The following is an 18,658-nucleotide window of genomic DNA, read 5'->3' on the forward strand; positions in this document are numbered from 1 at the left end:
CGTGTGTTTGTTCTTTTAAATTTATTCAACTGTTTTTACGTCAGTCTTTTTTGAAACGCCATTTTCATTAATTGCTTCAATGCTGAAATAGTATGTTTTTTTCAGATCCATTGCTTTAAACCAATATTCATTTAAATCATGAATCATGATGCAGTTGTAAAGTTTATCTGGTGCGGTGCCGTAATAAAGATTGTATGCAAAAGCATTATCAACCGGTTGCCATTTGATATAAGCACTTCGTTTATCTTTTTCGGTTCTCAGCACAATCAGATTTTTAACCTCACCGGGTTTGGCACCATTTCCATTGCCGAAAATTCTTAATCCGCTAATGGCGAATTTGCCTGTTGGCATATGGATGTTTACCATTTTGATAAATCTGGTTTTTACTGGTTGCTCCAACTCGATATAGTCATGAGGAACATCAGTTTTGTTCTTGCTTTTATCAACCAAAGTAGTCCATTTTTTTCCATCAGTTGATGATAAAATCTTGTATTGATGGTATATTCCGGTTTGTTTGCCAATAAATTCTGCATCCTGGTCTGCATAGTTAATCTGGATTGCATTTACTGTGGCCAAACTTCCCAAATCTGTTTGAATCCACTCTCCATTATTTGCGGTTTTTGCACTCCAATATGTTTTTATGCTTTCGTCTACTGCGTTATTTGCATTGAAAGCACCTAATGTTGAAGAAACGGTTACCGGCTTTTTATAGTTAATTAGCATCCATCCCGGCCCTGCCGCACCGCCTTCTTTTCTTTCAGAAGGAAGGTAAAGCGGGTAATCGCCGAAGGCGGTATTCGTCCACATCACATCGTCCTTATCAAAGCCTGTCGGCCAGATTCCTATTCTGCGTTCCCAGGTATTTTTAACACAGATAATGCTCGTAGAAACGTGCCAGTATTGCTTGCTGTTATCTTCAAAGGTTGCGCCGTGCCCGGCCCCGCGAGAAAAGCCCCCCGCTTTGAAGCTCAGCGGGTCTGATTGTGGCGTAAATTGAGTATCGTAAAACAATGGTTTAGAGCCAACTACAACACCATCGGCATAGCCACTAAATTCGGTTCCGGGTGCCCCGTATTGAAAATAATATTTTCCATTGTGCTTAGTCATCCAGGCGCCTTCAATAAAAGGATCGAGAAAAGTATTATCCATATTTTCTCCAAAACGCTGCCAGCCATAGCGCCAGGATTCTAAAATGTACATCGGCATTCGCGTTCCGATGGGTTTAAAAGTTTTTCTATCAAGCTCTACACCATAAACCGGATAGTTGTTACTGCTGCCATTGTACATGTAAAAGCGTCCGTCGTCATCAGTAAAAAAAGCAGGGTCCCAACCGCCGATTTCCAATGAATCTACCAGCGGTTTCCATTCATTTCCTTTCGGATTTGTACTCATCCACAGGGTGAAATTTTTTGTATAAGTGCTACCGAACACAACCATTGTATCGCCGAGGATACCAACAGCAGGTGCACAAAGTTCATCTTTCGTTTTATTCCATGGGCGAAGAAACTTTCTTTCTTCAAATTTCCAGTTCAACATATCCGGGCTATGCCAGTAGCCCCATTGGTTGGTGCTGAACAGGTAAAAATCGCCTTTGTAATTGACAATTACAGGATCGGCAGTTGCACGATGCTTTCCCCATTCCGTAAAAGATTCGAAAGGCGTGTAACCATAATCAATGTTGATTGGGTTGCAGTATGTTTTTTGTTTTTGAGCCGCGGCAATAAAACAAATCAGCGTAACTGCAAGTAAGAGCAACGTTTTCTTCATGCTATTTTTTTAATGTTGGGTGCTCAAATCCGAGTTTTGTTAAACCATTTTTTACATCCTGGTTTTGCATAAATAACTTCCAAAGCAAACCAGATCTATGGTTTTCTATCATCACAACCATTGGTCCCTGGTCTATTCCTAGATATCTTTTTGGATACCAATTGTCGGTTTCAGAATAAGCATCATAAAAACCGTATTTCCCCCAAACTTTATCACCTAAATCTTCGTAAAGATGCCTGATAAATTTTATAGATTCTTTTGGTGTATATGGAATTGACGAAATTGCCGCTGTGGGCGAAATCACACCAAAATCTTCCTGAGGATTGTGCGCTGCGTAGCCTTTAACCGAGTAACTTGCTGTTAAGCCCCAGCTGTTTTGGCCGTAACCTTTAAAATGTTTAGGGTTGGCAACACAATAATCGTGGATGGCGAGCGTATGGTTAACGTTGTTCTCCCAGTAATCAGCGTAGCTGTCTTTTAAGCCCTTCGGATTTAAACCCAAGTATGAGTAATGGGCCCAAAATAACGGTCCGACCGAATTTTTTTGCCCCTGGTAGTCCATTGTGAATGGATGGCCATACACACTAAATTTTGCTTTAATTTCACCGTTTCTGCCCCAGCCTTCGTGGTAAACTTCTGCAGGTATGGTATGTGTAGGAGAGGCCGCCGCCATTACATACATAATTAAGCATTCGTTGTAACCTTTAACCGGGAAATTCATTTCCCAGGCATATTCCGGCGACCAGTGCCAGTAAAGCACATTTTGTCCGCCATTGCGATACCAGCTGAAATCGATACCCCGAAAAAGTTCATTAGCTTTTTCAGAAAGCATTTTTTCTTGTGATGTTCCGTTTTTGTAATACTCTTTTATGCAAATTAATGCCTGGGCAACGAAGGAAGTTTCTACCAAATCGCCGCCGTTGTCTTTCTTACCGAACGGACGAACTTTACCACTGCGCCCTTCTATCCAGTGTGGCCAGGCGCCATGGAAACGATCTGCTTTTTCAAGGAAAGTCAAGATTTTGTTTAAACGCTCAAAACCCTGTTGTTTAGTTACATAGCCTCTATCTATTCCACTCAAAATAGCCATTAAACCGAAGCCGGTAGAACCTGTTGCAACCGTACCTTTATCGTTGTCGGGGTAAATGTTATCTGCGTGATACCGCTCCCGGCCGGCGCCAGAGTTGGGTTCAGCGCCATCCCAAAAGTACTGGAAGGTTTGTTTTTGAACTACATCAAGCAAAGCATCGTCTGATAAACCTTTTTTAATTGGAGGTGCAGTTTTTATCGTTTCAAAGGTTTGTGCATTGGTTGTGCATTGAATACCCGAGGTAATTAAAATAACGAAAAGAGATCTGAATATAAATTTCATTTGGTAGAAGGTATTTTAAAGGTTTGGACTACTGAAACCTAAATTACGCATCCCGGTCTTTACTTCAGGAGCACTCATGAATAGATTCCAGATTAAATTTGTACGGTAATTTTCTATCATGACAATAATTGGTCCCTGGTCTATAGCAAGAGCAGATGAAGCAAACCACTGATCCTGCAGAGAAAAGGCATCATAGAAGCCATAATCGCCCCAGGTTTTATTGCCAAGTTTGTAATAGAAATATTTTAGCGCCTGCATAGATTCAGTAGGTGTGTATGGGAAAGATGAAAGTGCTGCAGTAGGGGCAATAACGCCCACATCATTACCTGGCGCACTTGCTGTATAGCCTCCCTTAATGTCGCTTGCGGTTAAACCCCAACAGTTCGGTCCATAGCCATAATATGCCAGTGGGTTTGCAACGCAGTAGTTATAATTGATTTGAGTGTGGGCTTTGGTTTGGGTCTCATAATTTGCATAGGCGTCCGTCAATCCCTTCGGGTTGATGCCCATAAATGAATAATGCGAGAAAAATAACGGACCGCCATTGGCTGGCCCTAATGGAAGTTGAACGCCGTAATAGGTATTTCCGTTTTTCATGCCACCATTCTGAGCCCAACCGGCATCATAAACAGTTTTTGGAATTGAAAAAGTAGGCGAGGCAGCAGCCATGACATAAGTAACCAGACACTCGTTCCAGCCTTTTATTGGCAAATTCATATCCCAGTTATAATTTGGGCTCCAATGCCAGTAAAGTGTGCTACTGTTATCTTTACGATACCAGCTCCATTCTACACCATTGTAAATGTTGTTGATATCAGCTCTTAAAGCGGTTTCGTTGCCGTCTGCGCCGTTAAAAAACTGACGGGCAGTTATCAACCCTGCCATCAGATAAGATGTTTCTACCAAATCTCCACCGTTATCTTTTGTACTAAAAGGAATAACTTTTCCAGTATTTCCATCTAGCCAGTGTGGATAAGCGCCGTGGAATCGTTCAGCAGTTTTCAGGAAAGCGACCATCTTTTGCAGCCTCGCCAAACCATCGGCACGGCTAATGAAATTCCGGCTAATGCCCGTAACTATGGCCATTATACCAAATCCAGAACCGCCGGAAGTAACCGTGTTGCCAGCGGTATTCCGTTCGCGTGCCAGTCCGCTTGTTGGGTGACCAAAATCCCAAAAATATTTAAAGGTTTGTTTTTGAACCAGGGTTAGCAATTCGTCATCGCTTATTCTGGCAAATTTATCGGTCTCATCAATTGCTGTAATTAAGTTAACGGCAACACTGCTCTGAAGCTTACTTCCTGTTTTCGACAGTAGATTTGTTGTGGCCGTTAAAGTATATTTTGTAATGGGTTGTAAAGCCGCAGTTGGGGTAATCACAACCGTATTATCGTTGTTTTCTAAAGTTGAGGTAAAGGGAATTGCCGTTCCTGCTGCGTCGGTAAATGTAACGTTGCCGGCAACGGAAGAAAGATTGATAGGAGATGAAAAGGTTATTTTAACGACAGGTGAATTGTTTAATCCATAGTAAGTAAAGCCGGTAAAAGTGCCGTTTACTTTCAAGTCGGAGAACGAAAAAGACGTGGGTGTAACAGGTGGATCGACTGGTGTTGGCGTACTTCCTTTTTTGCATCCAAAAACAAAAAGTAAGACAACCATTAAATAAGGAAATGTTTTTGTCATCGTGTAGAATTAAAAAGGGTTGTCAATTTTGACAACCCTTTATTGTTTAATTGCCTTCAGCTTGAGTAATAAAAGAATTATTTGCCTCTTGCTTCTAATTTCGAAAGGTATCCAACTTCTTCGTCAGATAATGCTTTATTGTACAACCTAACCTCATCAATCTGGCCGGTTAAGAAACTAGCCCAGTCTTGTTTACCCGTGCCTGTTGTTTGGCTTGGATTGGTTTGGAATTGAACCGTTCCGAAAACCAGATTACCTGAATTGGTAAAAGCTAACGGACCAGTTAAGCCAGTAACTGTACCAGCGCTAACTCTCGAACCATTTACATAAACTTTAACCGAACCTGTAGTTGCATCGTAAGAAATGGCTAAAGCTGTCCATTTTCCGAAAAGGTTTAATACATTATCGGCAGCGTAAGTTTTATCGCCGCCTTTGTTAATGTGGATTCTTAATTTTCCATTTTCGTTGGTACTTCCGTTTTCCACGAAGACTTCAATATTTCCCCAGAATTCAGATTTGTTTGAAAGGCTGAATAAACCAACAATACCATTTGAAGGTGGCGGCGTGTTAATCCACTCTGTTAAGGTGAAACTTGTAAGCCCCGTTACTTTTGCAGATGGCGCACTAAGCACATAGCTATTGGCAGCGCCTTGTAGAGATTTACCTTTGATGCCTGTTCCAAAACTCGTTCCAGTGTTAGTTCCTCCACCGTTTGATACGCTATCAACCAAACTTCCGTCGAAAGCCCAGTAAGCAGCTAAACTGCTGGGCGCAACTTGTTTTGCACTGGTGTAACCACCAATATTTAAAGCTGGCGCATAACTAGACGGCTCAAATTCTTTTTGGCAAGATGATAAGCCCAGGGCTACAGCAGCCATCAATAAAAAATATTTTGTTTTCATTTTTTTAAATTAAGCGATTAATAACCTGGGTTTTGTGTTAAAGTACCTGCACTTAAATCAATTTCTGTTGAAGGAATTGGCCATACTTCATTCTTATTAGCTTTCCAGCCTTTCGGACCAAATACAGCGGCTGCACGGCCCTGACGGATTACATCGAAATAACGATCGGATTCCATTGCCAGTTCAACTTGTCTCTCTTTTTGTATAGCGGTACGTAGCGCATCTTTATCAGATGTGGTAACATCAGGCAAAACGCCTGCTACACCACCTCTGGCACGTGCACGAACCAGATTTAAAGATGATTTAGCTAAAGTTGGGTTGCCTTGCTCATTAGCAGCCTCAGCGTTCATTAACAGAACATCTGCGTAGCGTAAAACCCGCACATTTTGTTGTGCACCTTCGTTAAAGCCAGTTATAATTAAACTAAACGGAACGTAAGATTTTTGGTTATACATTGGATTATCACCAGTTGGGTCAATGGCGTCACCCTCAGGAGTAGTTTCACCTCTGAAAATAATTGTTCCATCTCTTCTTGTATCGCCTGGTTCGTAAGCTGCAGCTAATGCGGCGGTAGGTACATTGAAACCCCAACCTCCAACGCTACCTCTTACGCCTTGCACCTGGCTATACTGAGAAGTTGCTGAACCTGCAATCGCCGGTCTGATTTCACACTGAATTTCGAAAACAGATTCAACACTGTTTTCATTGTTCAAACGGAAACTTTGCTCATAATTTGGAACAAGACCGTAACCCATGGTCATAACTGTATTGGTATAAGCAAGTACATCTGCCCATTTTTGCTGATACATAGCAACTTTTGCATGTAAAGCCAGTGCGGCACCTTTTGTTGCCCTACCTAAATCTGTTGCCGGATAGGTTTGTGGCAGAGTTGCTGCAGCATCGTTCAAATCTTGCTCAATAGCAGCCCAAACTTGCGCCTTAGGTGTTCTTGGGATGTTAAATTCAGTTGCATCTTTTGGTACTTTTAAACGCAAAGGCACGTCACCAAAAGCACGCACTAACCTGAAGTACGAATAAGCACGAACAAATTTAGCTTCCGCGATATAGCGGGCCTTAAGGTTCGCATCCATGGTGATTGCCGGAATGTTATCCAAAACCTGGTTGCAAAGGTTGATGTTTTGATACTGACCTGTCCAGAAACCTTGCAACTGGCCTTCGGTTGATGTAACTGTAAACGAATCGAAGCCATTTAGATAGCTTGCATCATTTGCAGAACTTCCTTTTTCAGCGTCATCACCTGCAATGCTTTCAACTGCAAGTGCCGGGAATGCTGTATTTTCCCAGCTTCTTAAGTTGGCATAGATAGAATTTACCGCTTTAGTTGCATCATCCTGTGTTTTCCAAAAACTAACAGCAGGTTGTTGTGCTTGTGGGTCTACATCTAAAAAGCTTTTTTTACATGCAGGCAATATCAACAGACCAGAGCATAAAGCAATAAGGCCTATCTTTTGTATATAATTATTTTTATAAATTTTCATTGCTTTGTTTATTAGAAAGTAACTTGTAGACCGAATCTATAAATGGCTGACAAAGGATAAACACTTGCATCAATTCCTGCATTGGTTGGCGTACCACCAATTTCTGGAGTGAAGCCTTTGTAACCGAATATGTTTATCGCATTTTGTGCATCAACAAAAACCCTAACTCTTTGTATTTTCCATTTGCTCATTAACATTGACGGTAATGCATAACCTAGCTGAATGTTTCTCACACGGATATATGAACCATCTTCTACATAGAATGAGTTTGGAGCCGAGTTTGAGTTAGACCCTACATTAGCAGAAGGATAGGTAGTAGAAGTTCCAGCACCATGCCATCTGTTATCATAAAAGTCTTTGCTGAAATTTTCATTACCAAAACGGTAAGCGATATTTGCATTGTAAACATCAACGCCCGCAACACCTTGAATATCTACTGTTAAATCAAAGTTTTTGTAGCCGAAGGTTGTGTTGATGCCGTAGTTAAATTTTGGATTTGGATTACCTAACACAACGCGGTCTTTTCCATCAATTACACCATCGCCATTTTGGTCAATGTATCTAAAATCGCCAGGTTTGGCGCCAGGTTGCGCTGAAGAAGTAACTTCTGCTGCGGTTTGGAAAATTCCAGCCACTTTATAACCGTAAAATTCACCAATTGCACCACCTTGAATGGTACGTGTTGCCAAAGCACCATTTGCAATACCCGCTCCACCAGCGTAAATTGGGTTTAAGCCTGTAACAACTGATAGAACTTTGTTATTGTTTATACCAATATTACCACTAACTGAATAGCTGAAGCCACTTTTCGTCTTATCCGCATAGGTAGCTAAAAATTCAAAACCACGATTTTGAAAATCTGCCTGATTACCAATCTGAGTACCAGAACTTGTTCCAATAGACGATAAGATTGGAATTGCGAAAATCGCCTGCTCGGTTTTTTTATTGTAAACACCTGTTTCAATACTTAACTTATTATCCAGGAATCTGGCCTCAATGCCGATATCAGTACCGGTTGTGCGCTCCCAATTTAAGAACGAAGGTACCAAAGAGTTAACATTAGCGCCAGTATAACCTACACCATTAAAGAAGGCAACCAAATTACCGCCCTGCGCTACCGTTAAAGTAGTCGGGTTAACCGGTACACCTGCGTTACCTACTTTACCCCAAGAACCTTTTAGCTTTAAATAGTTAACTACTTTTTGGTCTTTCATGAAATTTTCGTTTGTAATTACCCAGCCAGCACCGATTGCAGGAAAGTAACCCCAAAGGTCGCCACCACCGAAAAATTGTGAAGCGGCATCACCACGAAGTGTCGCATTTAACAAATATTTATCTTTATAAGAGTAATTTACACGACCGAAATAAGAGTTCGATGTAGCTAAACTACCACCATCAACAACTGTTCGGGTTGCCGCTGTACCTAAAGAAAGATACAAATCGCCATCACTTGTGTAAGGAACATCGAATGCAGTAGAATTGATGAAATATGATTTTCTACGTTGAGCCGTTGTACCTGCTAAAACGGTGATGTTATGGTCTCCGAAAGTGTTTTTATAGGTCAGCGTGTTTTCTAAAATCCAGTTTCTGGTTTCGGACCTGTTAATGTTTAGGGTGCTTTGTGTTGTTCTCTGCCCTTGTGTTGCTGAATAAACAGGTGTGTAGCCTCTTACTTCGTTTTGGCCGAAATCGCCACCAGCACTGGTTCTGAAAGTAAAGTTTTTCAAAAATGTTAATTCTGCATAAACATTACCAGTCATTCTATAATTTTTAGATTTCTGGTTAAAATAATCCAGCGTTACCTGAGGGTTGAAGTTGTTACCACCGCCTAAACTGAAATCATTCGCATCGCCATAGCTACCATCAGCATAATAAACCGGAACTACTGGCCCGGCTGCATATAACTGACGGAAAATACCGCCATCGATATCATTTGTGTTGATAGCAGTTCCTGAGACTGTGTAACCAACTTTCAAAGGTTTTGCAAGCTGAAAATCATTAGAAAGTTTTGCAGTATAACGTTGGTAATTCTGGGTTTTAACAATACCATCCTCATTTGTGTAACCTAATGAGAAGTTATAAGTTGTTTTCTCCGTTCCACCGTTTACCGAAACCTGGTGATTGGTTTGCAATGCATTTCTGAATGCCTGGTTGTACCAATTAGTTCCTGTACCGAAAGATGAAGGATTTGCAAATAATGCATTTGCGCCGTTAGAAGCAGATAATTCATTGATGATGGTTGCGTATTCAGTGGCATTGGCCATCTCTACCTGGTTTGTTACCGCTTTAAATCCGATTGATCCATTGTAGCTGATTACAGGTTCGCCGGTTTTACCTTTTCTGGTTGTAATTAATACAACACCATTTGCTGCTCTGATACCATAAATAGATTGAGATGATGCATCTTTCAAAATACTTAAGTTTTCGATATCAGCTGGGTTTAAAAAGCTAATTTCATCGTACCAAACACCATCAACAACATAAAGTACACCTGTGTTACCATAAATTGTACCTGTACCACGAATGGTAATCTGAGGCGAAGAACCTGGTGCACCGTTGTTCGTGATAGATACACCGGCCACTTTACCTTGCAAGGCACTAATGGCATTTGTTGAGGCCTGCTTAGCGATGTCATCACCTTTTACTGTTGCAACAGAACCAGTCACATCAATTTTGCGCTGTGTACCATAACCAACCACAACAACCTGATCGAGCTGCTGTGAGGATGATGCCAATTCTACATTAATGGTTGTTCGGTTATTAACAGGTATCTCCTGCGGGGTGTAACCTAAGTATTGAAATACTAAAGTTGCATTTGCCGGTGCGCTAATGCTGTACGCTCCTGATGCATCTGTTTGAGTGCCAATTTGTGTCCCTTTTACTAACACGCTCACGCTCGGGATGGTGGTTTTGTCGCCTCCATCTGTAACCCTACCTTTTACGGTAATGTTTTGCGCAAATGCTACGTTAATTGCGAGTAAACAAATTCCGGCCAGAACAGAAATTCTTGTAAAAATTCTTTTCATGCTTTATTAAAATTTAGTTTAATTGTTACGATAAATGTGAGGTTGTTTTTCCGCTTGTGCAAGCAATTGCACCTCTACATTAATACATCATAGTCGAATGTGTAGTATCTCAAACTGATATACCAATTGCCGAAACAGCCTGAAAACGCACTTTTCTGGATTGTAACTGATTAATTACGACTACACAAGTGTAGAATGTACACGAAGTGTTTTGAAAGGGTTGAAAACTTGTTATGAGAGGTAATGATGTAGTGTTGAAATGATGAAAGATGTTAAAGTACTGTTAAAAATCTGAGTTGTGTATTTCTGACCATTGAACTTTTCAAGCGGAAATAGTTGATGATTAAAGCTCCATCAAAAATTCTGTAAGGTTTTTATCGTGAGGAACATTCAGTTTTTTCCGCAGGCGATATCTGCGAATCTCGACGCCACGAAGGGTGATGTTTAGCAATGACGACATTTCTTTACTGCTCATATTCATCCTAAGGTATGCGCAGAGTTTGAGGTCGTTCGGAACTAAATCAGGGTGACCGATTTTTAGTTTCTTAAAGAAGCTTTCATGTGCTTCGTTAAAGCTGTTTTCAAACAAATGCCAGTCACGTTCATCATTCATGCCGTCGTTTATAACTTTTTGAATTCTTCGAACCTGTTCATCAGCCAGCTTTTTGCCGTTTTCATCTTTAAGTTTTAGGATTTCTTCACTTAGCTTTTGCAACAACTCATTTTTGTACACCAGGGTCATAGCAGAATTAGCCAGCTCGCGGTTTTTTGAGGCCAGCTCTGCCTGCAACTTTTCCGTTTGTAACTTGGTAATCTGCTTTTCATTCGCTTCCGATTCCTGCTTCAAAATTTCATCCTGCTCGGCCTGTAATCTGTCGCTAATTTTTTGACTGTCTCTCCGCAATTTTGCTTCGTAAATTCGTTTACCCATTATTAAGGCTACGATAATTATTAGTGCGTAAAACAGCAGCGCCAGGTTGCTAAAATACCATGGGCGCAGGATTCTGAATTCGAAAGTTGTAATTTCAGTAACTTTAGAATCGTTTATTTTAGCCCGAACCATAAACTTATACTTTCCGCTACTCAAGTTTGTAAAATCTTTTTGAGTTGCATAACTCCAGTCAGACCAATCCTTGGAGTAGCCTTCCAGGTAGTATTGGAATTTTATTTTCGCTTGCCTGTAATAAGGTAATGCGAAAGAAATCCGGATGTTGTTTCTGTTGTTTTTAATTTCAATTTCAGAACCGTCATTTCCATTTTCGCTTATTATCGAATATTTGTCGGTTATGTCTTCTATACGTCTTATTAATACATTTTGTAGAAGTCTATTGGCTTGCGACTGTATCTTTTGATTTGCATTGTAGAACACAAAACCATCATCTACGCTAATTAAATAAATTGAACTGCTAATCCGGCTTATGTTTTCATAGTATTGAACCATTTTACCATCAAGCACACTAAAGCGATTAGAGTCTATGGAAATTTTACCCGGCACACCAAAATTGGCAAGGGCAGTTTTGCCATGGTTAATAAACCAATATTTTTTTGAGCCCGCATCGATAATTTTGTTCGAAGAGGCGAAAGATCCTAGTGCTTTGTTTAATACCGTATATTTCGAAAACCGATCGCTTAAGTTGTCGTAGGTGTAAAATCCGGCTTCACTGGCAAAAACAATTTTATCTTCTAAATTAAAAAGGTTTAGATTATAGTTTGTGGGCAAGCCGCTTTTTTCATCATAATACTTGTTCGATACAACAGCACTGTAATCGCTGCTCAACTTCAGCTTGTAAAGGCCTTTGTAGGCATGGCTAACCCAAATTTCCCCTTTATTGTCTTGTTCAACATACCTGGATGGAACGCTGAAATTTGCGATTTTCTTGAAAAACTGCCACTTTCCTGATGCATTTTTATTGAAGAGCAACAAGCCCGTGTAGGTTCCCTGGATAAGTAAATTTGGGTTACTGTTTAATTTTTTAATTGTCCAGCCACCGCTGTAAGTGGTTAGTTTTTCGATTTTATCGCCCACTACATTAAAGGTTCCATTATTATGGCCGCAAAGCAACTGGTCGTCGATAATGTTTAACTCCCAAACCTGCCCTTGAGAATTAGGTATAAGCCTGAAGCTTAGATCGGAAAACTGGCCAGCATCTTTCCATTCGCTGTAAAACAAACCCTGATTTGTGCCAAGATAAATTTTTCCTTTGAAAATAACACTCGAATAAACGGTACCGAAAACGCCGGTTTTATCCAGGTAGAAGTATAGTGGCGAGTTAAGTTCAATCCTGTCGATGCCGTTATCTAAACCAGCCCAAAGGTTTTGCTCGTTGTCGCTATAAAGGCTTAAAACTGTGTTATTTTGCAGTCCGCTCGATTTATTAATTCTTTGGATGATATTTCCTGCTTCGTCGATAATGATTATGCCATTTAAAATGGTTCCATAAGCATAATATTTATCGAGAATTTTCGCCCCGTTGTTTAATTGAAATGCCGATAAAAATGAATTTGCCGGTGTATTGAAAGGCTTAAATGTTTTCCCGTCGAATAAAAACAATCCGTTTTTGCCGGTACCGATAAGTAAGGTATTCTCTTTGAATGGTAGGATGGAAAGCACTCCGGTTTTGCATATTACATCGCTGCCCGGAATAAATTCGAGTTTCGTGCCTTTTAGTTCATACAAGCCTTTGTCCTCAACAATAAAGCGATTACCAATTTTATAAGAAAACAGAAAATTGCTGGCATTTTTCAGGACTGTAATTTTCCCGTTCGCATAAATGTAAATGGTGCTGAAAGACTGAAAAATAACTTTATTGCCGTAGATATGAATTTTCCAAATCTCATCTTTTAACTGATCAGCTTTGGGAATGAGCTTGGTTAGTGATGTGTATGTTAGTCTATTGTGTTTGAAAGACCAGTAGCCAAAGTCGCCAAAGCCACCCGTAAAAATTTTTCCATTTTCGTCTGTTGCAACCGAGCGAACAATTTGGTTGTTCGGCATTTTATACTTTTGCCAGTAGCGGCCATCATAGGTTAGAAGGCCTTCGGCATTGCCGAAATACATCACACCATTTTTATCTTTTGCAATACTCCAGTTTTGGTTGCCAGATGCATATATGGCTTTAGGGTAATTTTCTATGTAAGGCACACCGATGCTTTTTATGTCAGCGGCATAACTTTTTGCAGTGAGGATTAAAAATAAGAAAAGGCAACTCAGTATTTTTCGCATTTATAAATTTTCGTCAACACCTTTTTTACCAAAATAATGAAAATGTAGGGAAGTATTAAAATCAAATATTTCTAAACGGGCATTGCCAGCCGAATTATCTTGTGCAATTTAGGCTTAACAAGTAATGAATGCAAACGAGGCTTAAGTTTTTAGCACAATATGCATTAAACCCCTTAAAAAAACAGGCTCTTGCTGAAATCATCTTTTTAGACTGATAGTTACATACGATTGAAAACTAATGTAAGGTCATCGGTGTAAATAAAGCAGGAGCAGGCTTACCCTACAATTTCAGCTTTTTTTGTTACCGGTTGAGGAACTTTTACGTAGTAGCCAGTGCCATCATATGGGCGTTTGCGTGGATTGGTTGTGCAGGCAATGGAGCAACAGCCTTGCAAGGTTTCGCCACAATCATCGCACTGCGTAATGTGTTCATTGCATTCGGGGTTTGCGCAGTTTATCATCTTTGGCGTCGTTTTTCCGCAATTAAAGCAAACCGAAACAATTGACGGATTGACTGCATTAACATCTACAGCGATTCTGTTATCAAATACGTAGCATTTACCTTCGAAATCTTTACCGCCGGCTTCTTTACCGTATTTTATGATTCCGCCGTGTAACTGGTATACGTCATTAAATCCGTGGTGAAGCAACAATGCAGATGCTTTTTCGCACTTAATGCCTCCTGTGCAATAGGTTAAAATCTTTTTGTCTTTGTACTGGGCTAGCTGGTTTATCTGTTCAGGGAAATCACGGAAATTTTCAATATCAAGTGTTATTGCATTTTTAAATTTCCCTAAGTTATGCTCATAATTAGAACGTACATCCAAGATAACAACATCATCATCATCTTTCATTTTCATAAAATCGACTGGCTCGAGATGTTTGCCGGTTTTCTCATTCGGGTTAATAATGGACGTATCTCTTAAACCTGAATGGACTATCTCTGATTTATAACGACAATGCATTTTAAGGAAAGAAGGTTCTTCTACATCATCAATTTTGAATTCAGTTTTAGCGAAACGGGGGTCGGCATGTATGGCTTCCATATAAGCCTGGCAGGCTTCCGCCGTACCCGAAACAGTACCATTTAAACCTTCGTCGGCCACGATGATTCTGCCAACTAAATTCAATGATTTACAAAATTTTAAGTGGTCGGCGGCAAATTGTTCCGCGTCTGCTATGTAACTATAGCAATAGTAAAGTAGTGTCTGATATTTTTTCATAACGCATTGATACCGTTGCAAACGGCGTTTAAAGCGTTACAAAGATAATAAAAAAAGGTAGAAGCTAAAGGCTTTGAAACTTACTCCTAAAACTTAAAAGCCGTAACTGATTCTAAAACCCTGCGATATTTTCTTGGCACCATCATATGCGAAACCATAACTTACCCTTAAAACAAGGCGCTGCAAACCAAAATAAAACTCTTTGTAATTTCTCTTTTCGGGCGATGACAAATATCCTCCACCAACAAATTCTTCAAGCTTCGCTTTGCGTAATAATGGAACTTTATTTAAGAAAAAGCCTGCGAAATTGTGTTCCAGGTGCGCCTCGAAATATTGCTGATTGGTACTAAACTGATAAAATTCCAGGTATTGAAACTTTCTTAAGTTTGGAGGAAAAATTGTAGAAATGTTACCGGCAAAATGTTTGTATTCAGGATAATACATTTTAGCGTTGTTTAAAAACTTCCCCGCTCCAACAAGAAACGACGTGTATCCCCATAAGCCCAAGCCAATTCTGTCCTGATAAATTTCTGCTTTTACAAAGTCGTAATCGATATCGCTGCCGAGTAATCCGTTAAAGCCTTTCTTATATAAAACTGTTATCCGGGGAAATCTAGATTCTGTATAAAATTTTCCATCAGGCCGGGTGATATACTGTTGGCCAATGGTGTATGTTAGGCTTGCTGACGCACTTGCCGAGGTATATGTAGGAAACAGTGGTGTTTCAGTATTTGGATAAAAGGGATTATTTGAGGTAAATTCCCGGTCTTTATTGTCGAAGAGTTTAAAATCGGTAGTATTTGTGAGTGTGTGGTTTCTGGTATAGTCGAAACTTACAGATGCCTGCAGCCCGCTGGCAATTTCCCTGGTTGTGTTAAAGTTGAAAAACGATTTTTCGTAAAACTTCGGAAAGTTTTTTTCATACAACAAGGTGTTAATCGTATTGCCTAGTAAGGTCATCGAGCCTAAATTATTAAGATCGAAAATACCGTTACCAAAGGAAGCACCGATGCTGGCCCGCTTAAGCGGATCATAGAAATAACTTCCGGTGAGGCTCCCTGTGAGTTTCTGGTTTGCAAAACCATACCGCAGCTCTGGCCTTATGCTGTACGAACGTCTGTCGCCAAATACTTTTCGATAGGTAACACCATATTTAATTGCAAAGCCTTCTACCGTGTTGTAAAATAAAGACCGCAAGACCGGGTCAAACGAAATGTAAACGCTGTCATATCTGTCGTTGATGCTGTAACCCCTCAATAAAAGCTTTCCGACACCAAATTTGTTGTTTTCCTTTTCCAGCGAGTCGAGGTAAGTTTTCGACTCCTTTCTTTTTGCAATGCTGTCTTTCACAACATAATTAATTTTTTCGTCGGGAGTGAGCGGAATCGGCCTATTTGTATTCCAGTAGATAGAATCTTTTTTGTTAACCAGTTTCGTAATCTTTAAAATTTCACCGCTGAAAAAGTTTTTTGGAAACACAGGGGAGATGTTGTAATTGCTGTAAATACCAACATAGTAGCCTGCAAACTTAAATCCCAACACATTTCCATTAAATTGAAAATTTACAGCTGTTGGCATGTAAGCTTCATTTACTTTGGTAAATTCCTGGTTTATGCTCAGGGTATCGATAAAGTTGATTCCGGCATTTTTAGTGAGGAATAAATCTGTGCTGTAGATCCGCCAGCTGCCATCAATAATATAAATGATACCTCTAAACACCGGGTCGTTTGTGCGGCGGGGAATAACTTCAATCTTGTTTACGGTTTCGCCATTTTCCTGCGTTTGACCAAGTAATTTGTATTTATAATAAAAAAGTGCATTGTCTGCAATTGGCGAAATGAAGCCTCGGGCACTGAGTTTGTTTTCGAGCAGGTAATTATCATAAAAATTGATAATCAAATCAGATGCCTTATTAAAACTGAAGGCATTGTTTCTCCCGGCTACTTTAGATGAAATCATCTCTTCGTGCACTTCATTTGGCCTCTTAAAGCTGAATTTACTTTGCGATTCGGATAAATAGATAATGCCCTGTCGGTTTGTATCGAGTTCCATTACCTTCCTGATATCGCGACCCATAAACTTTTTTGGTGCGCTTTTTAAACGTTGCACACCTTTAATGTAAACATCGCAGGTAAAAGCGTTTACTTCCTCTAAATGTACTTTCCGCTGTTTTATCGCCTTGCGGATAATTTCATAAGCTGGGTCTTCAGCATTGCCCCGAATGGTAACGTTCTCTAAGGTATAGCTTTCTGATGTTAAAGAAACATTTAGCGTTGACGATTCTGAAACTCGCAGGATATGTTCCTGCTGTTTATAGCCTACAGCCCTAAAAGTTAGCGTGTACTCACCTTTGTTTAATTTGATTTCGTACTTGCCGTCCACATTGGCCGAGGTGCCCTTAGTGGTACTTTTAATGTAAACAGATGCGAAAGGAACCGGTTGCCCGCTGATATCTTTTATGGTGCCTGCAATTGTAAATTGTTGTGCAAACACAAAGCTGGTAATGGAACAAAAGATTACGAGTGCGCAGAATTTTATCATAGGTGTTTACCGGTTAAGCTATAAATATCGAATAAGTTTTTACACTATACATACAGGCAGGTGTTAAAGTTTGTTAATATCGAAATAAATGTAAGCAGGCATTCGGTTTTCAGCTGGAAATTTTGAGCACACATTGCCCATTTTTCATTTTCGCCCCTTTTTCTTCCGGCATTTTTATAACTTTGAAGGCAATCAACACATTAAGGCCATGTATAAAACATTACAACCTGTACTTCAAAAAGAGTTAGAAGAAATTGAAAACGCAGGACTATTTAAACGCGAAAGAATTATTGTTACGCCACAGGGCGCAGATATAAAAGTTAGCAGTGGGGCAGAAGTAATCAATTTTTGTGCAAACAACTATTTAGGGCTTTCTTCCCATCCAAAAGTGATCGAAGCTGCAAAAAAGGCAATCGATAATCATGGTTATGGCATGTCGTCTGTTCGTTTTATTTGTGGAACACAGGATGTACACAAAGAGCTGGAGGCAAAAATTTCTGAGTTTTTAGGTACTGAAGATACAATTTTATATGCCGCTGCCTTTGATGCCAATGGTGGTGTTTTTGAGCCTTTGTTTAATGCTGAAGACGCAATTATTTCTGATGAACTAAATCATGCATCTATTATTGATGGTGTACGCTTGTGCAAGGCGCAACGTTTCCGTTATAAAAATGCCGACATGGAAGATTTGGAAAGGCAGTTGATTGCCGCGAAAGACTGCAGGCACAGAATTATTGTTACAGATGGCGCATTCTCTATGGATGGCTCTGTTGCTCCTTTGGATAAAATTGCCAATTTGGCCGATAAATATGAAGCGCTGATTATGATTGATGAATCGCATTGTACTGGTTTTATTGGTAAAAATGGTCGTGGTACGCACGAGCATTTCAATGTGATGGATAGGATAGATATTATTACTGGCACATTGGGTAAAGCTTTAGGTGGTGCGTCGGGTGGTTTTACTTCGGGTAAAAAAGAAATCATCGCTATGCTACGCCAACGTTCCCGTCCGTATTTGTTCTCAAACACTTTGGCCCCGGCAATTGCGGGTGCATCCATTGCGGTATTGGATATGTTAAGTGAAACCACATCATTAAGAGATAAATTGGAGGCAAATACAAAATATTTCCGCGAAAAAATGACCGAAGCAGGTTTCGACATCAAGCCAGGCTTCCATCCAATTGTTCCGGTTATGCTTTACGATGCGAAGGTTGCACAGGAATTTGCTGCAAAAATGCTCGATGAAGGTATATATGTGATAGGATTTTTCTATCCTGTTGTACCACAGGGAAAAGCAAGAATTCGTGTGCAGTTATCGGCAGCCCACGAACAGCACCACTTAGACACCGCAATTGCAGCCTTTACTAAAGTTGGCAAAGAATTAGGCGTAATTTAATTCCTGATAACTCTAAGAGATTTTTG

General features: G+C 40.1%; 10 protein-coding genes. 1 reads left to right on the forward strand and 9 read right to left on the reverse strand.

Annotated features, from left to right (window positions below; all coding sequences use genetic code 11):
• Positions 1-21: 21 nt before the first annotated feature.
• The 9 genes from ASG14_RS06110 to ASG14_RS06150 all read right to left on the reverse strand — a co-directional run bounded on the left by ASG14_RS06110 (position 22) and on the right by ASG14_RS06150 (position 17,236).
• On the reverse strand, positions 22-1,767 hold the full coding sequence (locus ASG14_RS06110) for a discoidin domain-containing protein (RefSeq protein ID WP_056870096.1): 1,746 nt from the start codon (positions 1,765-1,767) through the stop codon (positions 22-24).
• Between the two features lies 1 nt (position 1,768).
• Entirely contained in the window at positions 1,769-3,139 is a 1,371-nt protein-coding gene (locus ASG14_RS06115; protein WP_056870097.1) for a glucoamylase family protein, read from the reverse strand.
• Positions 3,140-3,154: 15 nt separating this feature from the next.
• The gene (locus tag ASG14_RS06120; protein ID WP_056870098.1) at positions 3,155-4,822 is read right to left on the reverse strand and encodes a glucoamylase family protein; all 1,668 of its coding nucleotides are present in this window, start codon (positions 4,820-4,822) and stop codon (positions 3,155-3,157) included.
• A 77-nt stretch (positions 4,823-4,899) separates the two neighbouring features.
• Positions 4,900-5,724, reverse strand: coding sequence for a LamG domain-containing protein (locus ASG14_RS06125; RefSeq protein ID WP_056870099.1), 825 nt, complete (start codon positions 5,722-5,724; stop codon positions 4,900-4,902).
• 17 nt (positions 5,725-5,741) lie between these two features.
• Complete coding sequence (locus ASG14_RS06130) at positions 5,742-7,223, reverse strand: RagB/SusD family nutrient uptake outer membrane protein (protein ID WP_056870100.1); 1,482 nt, start codon at positions 7,221-7,223, stop codon at positions 5,742-5,744.
• An 11-nt stretch (positions 7,224-7,234) separates the two neighbouring features.
• Positions 7,235-10,249 (reverse strand): TonB-dependent receptor, encoded by a 3,015-nt coding sequence (locus tag ASG14_RS06135; protein ID WP_056870101.1) that lies wholly within the window; start codon positions 10,247-10,249, stop codon positions 7,235-7,237.
• 343 nt (positions 10,250-10,592) lie between these two features.
• Entirely contained in the window at positions 10,593-13,472 is a 2,880-nt protein-coding gene (locus ASG14_RS06140; RefSeq protein WP_056870102.1) for a triple tyrosine motif-containing protein, read from the reverse strand.
• A 275-nt stretch (positions 13,473-13,747) separates the two neighbouring features.
• Entirely contained in the window at positions 13,748-14,695 is a 948-nt protein-coding gene (locus ASG14_RS06145; RefSeq protein ID WP_056870103.1) for a rhodanese-related sulfurtransferase, read from the reverse strand.
• A gap of 93 nt (positions 14,696-14,788) precedes the next feature.
• Positions 14,789-17,236: a DUF5686 and carboxypeptidase regulatory-like domain-containing protein gene (locus ASG14_RS06150; protein ID WP_056870104.1), complete on the reverse strand. Its 2,448-nt coding sequence runs from the start codon at positions 17,234-17,236 to the stop codon at positions 14,789-14,791.
• A gap of 208 nt (positions 17,237-17,444) precedes the next feature.
• Between ASG14_RS06150 and kbl the strand changes: the two genes are divergently transcribed.
• Positions 17,445-18,632: a glycine C-acetyltransferase gene (gene kbl / locus ASG14_RS06155; protein WP_056870105.1), complete on the forward strand. Its 1,188-nt coding sequence runs from the start codon at positions 17,445-17,447 to the stop codon at positions 18,630-18,632.
• Positions 18,633-18,658 lie beyond the last annotated feature (26 nt).

The organism is Pedobacter sp. Leaf194, from assembly GCF_001423945.1.
Classification (GTDB): domain Bacteria; phylum Bacteroidota; class Bacteroidia; order Sphingobacteriales; family Sphingobacteriaceae; genus Pedobacter.